The 7,205-nt window shown below is 39.3% G+C and carries 4 protein-coding genes; 1 reads left to right on the top strand and 3 read right to left on the bottom strand.

All coding sequences use genetic code 11. The annotated features are described in order from the left end of the window. Positions 1 to 655: 655 nt before the first annotated feature. Positions 656 to 1,795: a glycerate kinase family protein gene (locus JZO85_RS11330; RefSeq protein ID WP_207108640.1), complete on the bottom strand. Its 1,140-nt coding sequence runs from the start codon at positions 1,793 to 1,795 to the stop codon at positions 656 to 658. Positions 1,796 to 1,977: 182 nt separating this feature from the next. On the opposite strand from JZO85_RS11330, the gene JZO85_RS11325 reads away from it, so the two are divergent. Next, positions 1,978 to 2,145 (top strand): hypothetical protein, encoded by a 168-nt coding sequence (locus JZO85_RS11325; protein ID WP_207108639.1) that lies wholly within the window; start codon positions 1,978 to 1,980, stop codon positions 2,143 to 2,145. A gap of 274 nt (positions 2,146 to 2,419) precedes the next feature. Here the strand turns inward: JZO85_RS11325 and JZO85_RS11320 are convergent, their stop codons facing one another. After that, positions 2,420 to 3,226, bottom strand: coding sequence for a DUF4931 domain-containing protein (locus tag JZO85_RS11320; RefSeq protein ID WP_207108638.1), 807 nt, complete (start codon positions 3,224 to 3,226; stop codon positions 2,420 to 2,422). Positions 3,227 to 3,430: 204 nt separating this feature from the next. Continuing rightward, positions 3,431 to 6,961: a SpaA isopeptide-forming pilin-related protein gene (locus tag JZO85_RS11315; RefSeq protein ID WP_207108637.1), complete on the bottom strand. Its 3,531-nt coding sequence runs from the start codon at positions 6,959 to 6,961 to the stop codon at positions 3,431 to 3,433. Positions 6,962 to 7,205: the final 244 nt, after the last annotated feature.

Below are 7,205 nucleotides of genomic sequence, written 5' to 3'. Positions count from 1 at the left end.
AAAATGATTCCGTCAAACTTTAATAAAAATTGCTTGTTAAACCCCTCTTTTTTTAGTGCGGCAATTAAATTATTTGAGCAGTAAACCTCATTTCCTAGTTGTTTTAATTGGGTTTCGAAGGCTTCCTCATAAGAAGGAACCTTGGTTAAAATCAATAACTGCATCATTTTCTCCTTTCTTCATGCTATATTTATGATTGATTCTCTTTAAAAATCATTCGACAAAATAAGCATTTTTATGCTAATTAGATTAACAATTACAAAATATAAAAATATTTTTATAAAATAATTATATTATATAGTTAATTTAAGGTCAAATTATCATTTTAAGTCATTTTTAAATTAATTATTTTTCACCCTTACTTATTATTCTGAGTTATATCTATATAAACCTCATAAGAAAAACAATCTATATCAACGGTAAATGATCGGCAGATTACAAAAAAATAACAGAAAAGCCCTCCTGCTTAACAAGGAAATTGGCGAATAGAAGCTTGCTGGCAAGAAAAAAAGAATTTTAACTGATAGAAATATCCCTGTTTCTCCTAAATCACCCAACATATCTAGCTAGCTAAAGGATTAAAATCATTCGATTACTTTTTTTCACAAAAAAAGACACTCTCCTTCTGAGAATGCCTCGTTCTTACTATGTATTTTTACTTTATACACAGTACACGTACAATATTTTCAACTAGCTGCTCTAAATTTTCTTCGCCCTTTTTTAAGGCGTCCTCCAATGAACTAGGCTTGGATAAGATACTAAAAATCGCGGTCATTCCTTCTTCGTATAGTGTCTCGACATGTTCACCCATGTGACCAGCGCAAGCAAAAACCGGCTTTTGATGTTTTTCCGCCAGCTTCGCAACTCCATAAGGTGCTTTGCCAAATTTCGTTTGATAGTCTATACTGCCCTCGCCTGTAAAAACATAGTCGGCTTTAGTAATCATTTCCTCCAAATGTGTCAACTCGATTACTAACTCAATCCCCGATCGCATCTTTGCCCCAGTAAAGACCAAAAGACCTACTCCTAATCCACCAGCTGCCCCAGCACCAGGATGATTCTTGATATCTATGCCTAACTCCTTTTTTATAACCTGCGCATAATGGACAAGATTTTCCTCCAGTTTCTCGACAAGGCCAGCTGTTGCTCCTTTCTGCGGAGCGAAAACTACAGATGCTCCATTCGGTCCAGTCAACGGATTCGTTACGTCACTAGCAATAATAATTTCAGTATCCGCGATGCGCGGATCGATCGTCGTTACATCAATTTTTGCTAATTTCGACAATGCGCCGCCGCCAACAGGAAGTTCGTTATTTTCCTTATCCAGTAAACGAATACCTAATGCCTGTGCCATACCAGCACCGCCATCATTGGTGGCACTCCCGCCGATGCCAATAATAATTTTTTTAGCACCTTGATCCAAAGCCGCTTTGATCATTTCTCCTGTTCCATAAGTGGATGTAATCAGCGGATTGCGTTTGTCTTCCGGCAACAATTCGAGCCCATTGGCTTTGGCCATCTCAATTACAGCAGTCTGATTATCTGGCAACAGACCAAAATAGGCTGTTACCTTCTCTGTTGCAATTGGTCCAGAAACCGAGACTGCTATCCTTGTTCCTCCACTGCCGTCAACTAATGCATCAACCGTCCCTTCCCCTCCATCCGCCATTGGGACATGATGTATTTCTGCCTTAGGCAATACTTTTCGAATCCCGCGTTCCATTGCCTCGCAAGCTTTTTTTGCACTCATACTTTCTTTAAAGGAATCTGGTGCTAGTACAAAGACTTTTTCCATCAAGTGCTTTCACCTCCAGTGATCTTGATTCGTTTAGTTAAAGTATCACTTAAAACAGGTCTGCTAAGCAAGCCAAATGAGCTGTCTCTGATGAAGTTTTCCTTAATTATTAGGCAGATAAATTGCTTTCATTTTTTTCCCCTGTATACTATGAAGCTAAAATAAAAAAAGCAGGTGATCTTATGTATGTTGTCAAAGTCCTACATGGTTACATTGGTAAAGAAGGTCAGCGCACCCGTGAAAAAGACCCTGAGAAGCTTTGGTTATTCCAAAATAAACAAGAGTCGGACCAGTTCGCAGCGAAAATAGGTGGCCGCAGTAAGCATGTGTCAAAAATAAGAAAAGATTGAACGATCAAAGTGTAGTCAGGACTGACTGCACTTTTTTTAGGAAATCCTTCACCAAAATCGACAATTTAAACTGAAGCTTTGTGATCTAGTATTGAAGTTGAACAAATTACTAAACATTAAGATAACATCGCAGCTAAAGCTTAACTAAGAATAGTTCAAACAAATTCTTAATGATTGCACAGATACATTTATTTTCTATATAAAGCAAGCAGCAATCAAAACTAGTCTGATTGCTGCTTTTAGGACTTTCTTTTATAAACAAAAATCAAAACGCTTAATTCATAGGATTCTTTTCAGTCTCGTTTAAAGTCAAAAATGCTTTTAACTCTCCTCCAAGCTTGCTTAAATGATCATCACTAAAGGTTTGCGACAGGCGGTAGCCCACAAAGTAAGGCGAATCGACAAATCTTGGTACTACCTTTGCGATCAGCTTTCCCTCTCTTTCAAAGAAAAAGAGATTAAAGCTATCGCAGCGTCCTTGAAAATAGCGTTGTAAAACGTAACAAACAAGCTGCTGCAAATAATCTGCGAATAGCTCCGTATTTTCATCCCGTTCGGCAAGCAGATTGATCTCTAAAAAGCCCATTGTTGGATACTTAGATAGAGTAACTGAAATATTTTTATACTCTAGCACGAGAACGCCCTCAAACGTTTCCTTCTGAATCTGGCTCTCTCCATCCAGATTTTCTAATCCCACGATCTGCATATGCGGGTGCTTTAAAGAGCCTCCTGATAATGGTCCATGATTTTTATAAAACAAGACAGATTGATAACGCGAATCGTTTTTCATCTGCTTCCAGCATTTTAACGCAAACTGAATCAGATGGCGATTTTCTTCTTTTGTATAGGTAGAAATATCGCTGTTATGAGCCTTGCTTTCAATAATCAAGGTTTGCGAAGTATCGTTTAAGGTGGGATATTTGTTTTTGATCCAGAGAAACTCTCCCTCTTTAGCCAGAATATTCTCTTTTTCCGCGTAATCACAAAATGGACAGCCTGCTACCTCAGCTTTCATATGTCGCGGTTTTCCTTGTGCTGCCACATGAGAAAAAATTAGCGGCATTTCATTTTTTTCTATCATTAATAAAAACTCCTTCGTCTAAAGTATAATTCTTTGAACGAGTTGAAGCTACTTTTTTATCATAGAAAAGAACCAAATGAATCGCAGAAAAAATTCATATTAGAATAAACATTCCTTGTTTGTCAAAATGATAAGTAAAAAGGAGTCTGCGGCACCAGTTGTATGCCGCAGACTCCTTTTATTTATTTCTTGGTTATTTCGAAATTAGCGTCTTTGTTTCCTATCTTTTTGTCTATAGAATAGGTAGCTAGCAGAAAACAATAAACCTATACCAGCCATCATTATTAGAGGTTCAGGCTCTTCATTTGTTTTAGGATAGGCTGTTTTGCTGTGAATCTTAGATTTAGATTCATTGCCTCTTTTATTAGCATAGCCTTGATTTCTATCCTTATTGTTTGATACCTGAGTACCTGAGCTCTTCTTATTTACCATATTCAACATCAAAAGCTGTGAGTGATTCTCCTTATTGATCGTAAATACGACTGGTGTTCGGTCTAATTCATAGCCATTTAGACTCTTCTTTTCAACAATTTGATACGTACCAAACGCTAGATCCTTTACAAAGATCCGTCCAAATTTATCTGTTTTATAGGTATCCACTACTGTTCCATCTCTTTTTTCTAGAGTAAAGACTACTCCAGCCAAAACTTTCCCAGTATCCTTGTCTCGCTTTTCTAGAGAAACTTGGCCCAAATCACTCTTCTTTTTATAATTCTTTATCGTGAGACTATTCTTATCCGTTTGATCATTGGTTACAAATACATGATGAATAGCTCCGTCAAGCTGATAACCAGCTGGGGCCTTGATTTCAATCACCTCATATTTTCCTAATGGCAAGTTATTGAAATAGGCTTCACCGCTTTCATTTGTTCCAGCTTTTTGTCTGAATTCTCGTTCGTGATCATTACGAATAGCAAACTCAGCTCCGGCCAGAGGCGTCCCATCCTCGTCAACCTTAATAATTTTTGCGCTGCCTAATTGTTCCTCTGTCTTTTTGTTTTCCCATTTCGAAATCACTATGGGGGCTTGTTCATTATAGCCAACGTTGATTTTTTTCACTAAATTTGTGGTGCTGTATCCGTCTGGAGCTTTCAGCTCTCTGACTTCATAAATCCCTTGAGCCAGATCATCAAAACGAATTTCCCCCTGATTATTTGTGATCTTTTCTAAATACTCCTTTTGGCCTAGCGCTCGAATACCGAATGTCGCTCCGCTCAAAGGCAATCCTGTATTTTTGTCAGTCTTTTCAATTTTCAGGCTTCCCTTTTTCGTGATCTCCGTTTTTTGATTCGTCCAATTGCCAATATTTAAGTCTTGACCACCCTCACTGATTTTCACTACCAGTGGCCGCGGCGTCAATTCATAGCCAGCTAAAGTCGTTAGTTCCGCTACGGTATAATAAGCGCCCGGCTTCAAATCAGTAAATGTAACGATCCCCTGCTCATCCGTTTTCTTCTTTATAAATTCTCGCTGACCAAATTCTCTGACACCAAACTCTACACCTGTTAACGGCTCGCCTGTTGATGCATCAATTTTTGTTAACTGGATACTGCCGCTTTTTTCTTTCTTTGGCTCATTGGTTAGTTCAATTGACTCTTTCTTTTCATGATTTCCAACATAGATGATGTGCGGCTGTCCATCAATTTGATAGCCATCAGGGGAAGTCAATTCAACAAGCTCATAATAGCCGGGGGTTAATTTATTGAAATCAGCTCTGCCATCTTCGTCTGTAGTTTCTTTAATAAATTCATGCTGCCGCAAGCCTCTAAGTCCAAAGACTGCTCCCGATAACTCTTCATGGTTTGTTCCATCCGTTTTATGAACTTCAATCCCAGCCGCAGCAACTTCACTTTTTGTATCCTCGGCTTCTAGGGTGACTTCAGGAGTATTTTCATCAATCGTAACCTTATGAACTGTTGGAGATAGTTCGTATCCTGCTGGTGCCTTTGTCTCGACGATCTCATATTCCCCATAATCCAACCCGCTGAACGAAAGATTCCCATCTGCTCCAGTTAATTGAACATCAATGAACTTTGATGCAGCTTTTTTTCTGATACCAAACTCAGCTCCCGCAAGCGGCCCGTTCGTTTCACTGTCTCGCTTATGTAAACTGACTGCGCCTTCTTTCTCCTGCTCGATTTCCGGCAGCCAAGGATTGTAAAAGTTATGAATTTCCATTCCATCTCGTTGATGAAGATTCTTAACAAATACATACCCATTGATACTGCCGGAATGATACACCACTGTAGCATTCGGCGCGATGATACTCCCTATCGTAAAGCTGTGGTAATAATTTTTTCCATTGTCTTTTCCATAGTTGTCTGCTCCGCTGTCGCTTATCCCGGACTTCGTTGTATCAGGATACGTACCATCATCCTCTAGATAATTTGTAATACTTTTAGCATTGGGAAAGTAAAAAGATACCTTGCTGGCTAACTGACTATAGGTTCCTGCGTCCTGCTGACTCGCTCCTGCCAAACTAGTACCGTTCATTACGACTTTTTCTGCCGCAGAGTCCACAATGATTTGTTTGTACTGTTCCCCCTTTAAGTATTCCTCCGGAATGGACAAGGTCTTGAGCTCTAATGGGGTCTTCTCATCGGTCAGCTTCAAAATAAGAACCTGCGGATCTAAAGCTGAGGCGATCAGATTGATTCCAGAGCCTTCGTAAACAGTCTTGCCAAGATGTGTGGTAAGCTCCTCTAACTTAGTTACCATTTGATTTTCCTGCGACTGCAATCGAGCGAAAGTGCTATCAATCACACTGTCGTCTGCTTTATACGCAACAGCAGAAAACCACTCTCCTAAGTTCTTATAAATCCAATCAGTCATATTGGATCGGCCCACTAGCCAACCTTGTGTCTTACCATTCGTTGTTCGGTTTTCAACAACCGGTTTCACCCATTCACTGGTGGCACGATTATCGATCTTTCCTCCAATCAAAACATTCACATATTGGTCCTCTCTGATTGGCTCCCCGATGGTTGTATTGTTTTCCCGAAAAGAAGCACCATAGGTAAATGTTTGCAGGTCATCTGGAAAGAGACTATCCCCTTTAACTGCTATAGCTCCTTCAGTATCAGCCATATTGGCAGAATGCTGTCCTGTTAAATAGGCATTATAGTCCCAAAGATTTCCAAGCTTAGCTGCATCGCTTTCAGAGAGTTGATGTAACGTTGCCCCTCTAACTGCATCGATCTTTTCATTTCCACTAGGTGCTTGCTTTGAGAAACCTTCAGCGCTCGATGAATCACTAGTTCTTTTTTGAGTTTGGCTATCCCTCGTACTCGAAGCTTGTATATCTGCAGAATCTGCTGCTCCAGAAATAGTTGAACTTACGATCGGCTGCGTGCTGCTAGTTGCGGTCGCCTCCAAAATATTCACAGTCATCGATTTACTTTCTAAAATTTGATTCTCAAAAGTTCTATTAGCGGTTATCGTATATTTTCCCGCTTTGTTTGCTTTATATTTATAGACTGCAATATCCTCAGTTGATTTTTCTTTTGTCAAACTTAGACCAGTGTTAGGTGTGATTTCGACTGTAACCTGTTCAGGATTGCTGGCTGAAATCGTCAAATCACCCTGATCGCCGACTCTGGCGGGTTGTGGTTTAAAGGTCAGGTCCATTGTTTCATCCGCCGCCGCTTGATTCTCCGAAAAAGCAGAAAAAATGAAGGGCAGCAATAGCATCCCGACAAAAAATAATTTCCCTAGTCTTTTTATCATTTTGAACATGTCTATTCCTCCTTTGGTGGGAGTATATAGCCAGGCTAATAATCTTTCAAGAGATTGATACTGCTGCAAAAATACGTTCAAAAAGAACACTTTTTTTCCTTTCTATTGCTCTTTTTTTACTTTATTTTTACTGCTATAAAAGCCAAGACAAACTACATTCAGATTTTCAAAAAATAAAAATAACAAAAAGCCAACAGAGTTTCCCGCTGTTGACTTTTTGGATCTATCCATTTAAAAAAAGGAA

The organism is Candidatus Enterococcus murrayae (genome assembly GCF_017315985.1).
In the GTDB taxonomy this organism is placed as follows: Bacteria; Bacillota; Bacilli; order Lactobacillales; family Enterococcaceae; genus Enterococcus_A; species Enterococcus_A murrayae.
The sequence above is the reverse complement of the archived record's forward strand: the minus strand, read 5'-3'. Positions and strand labels throughout refer to the sequence as shown.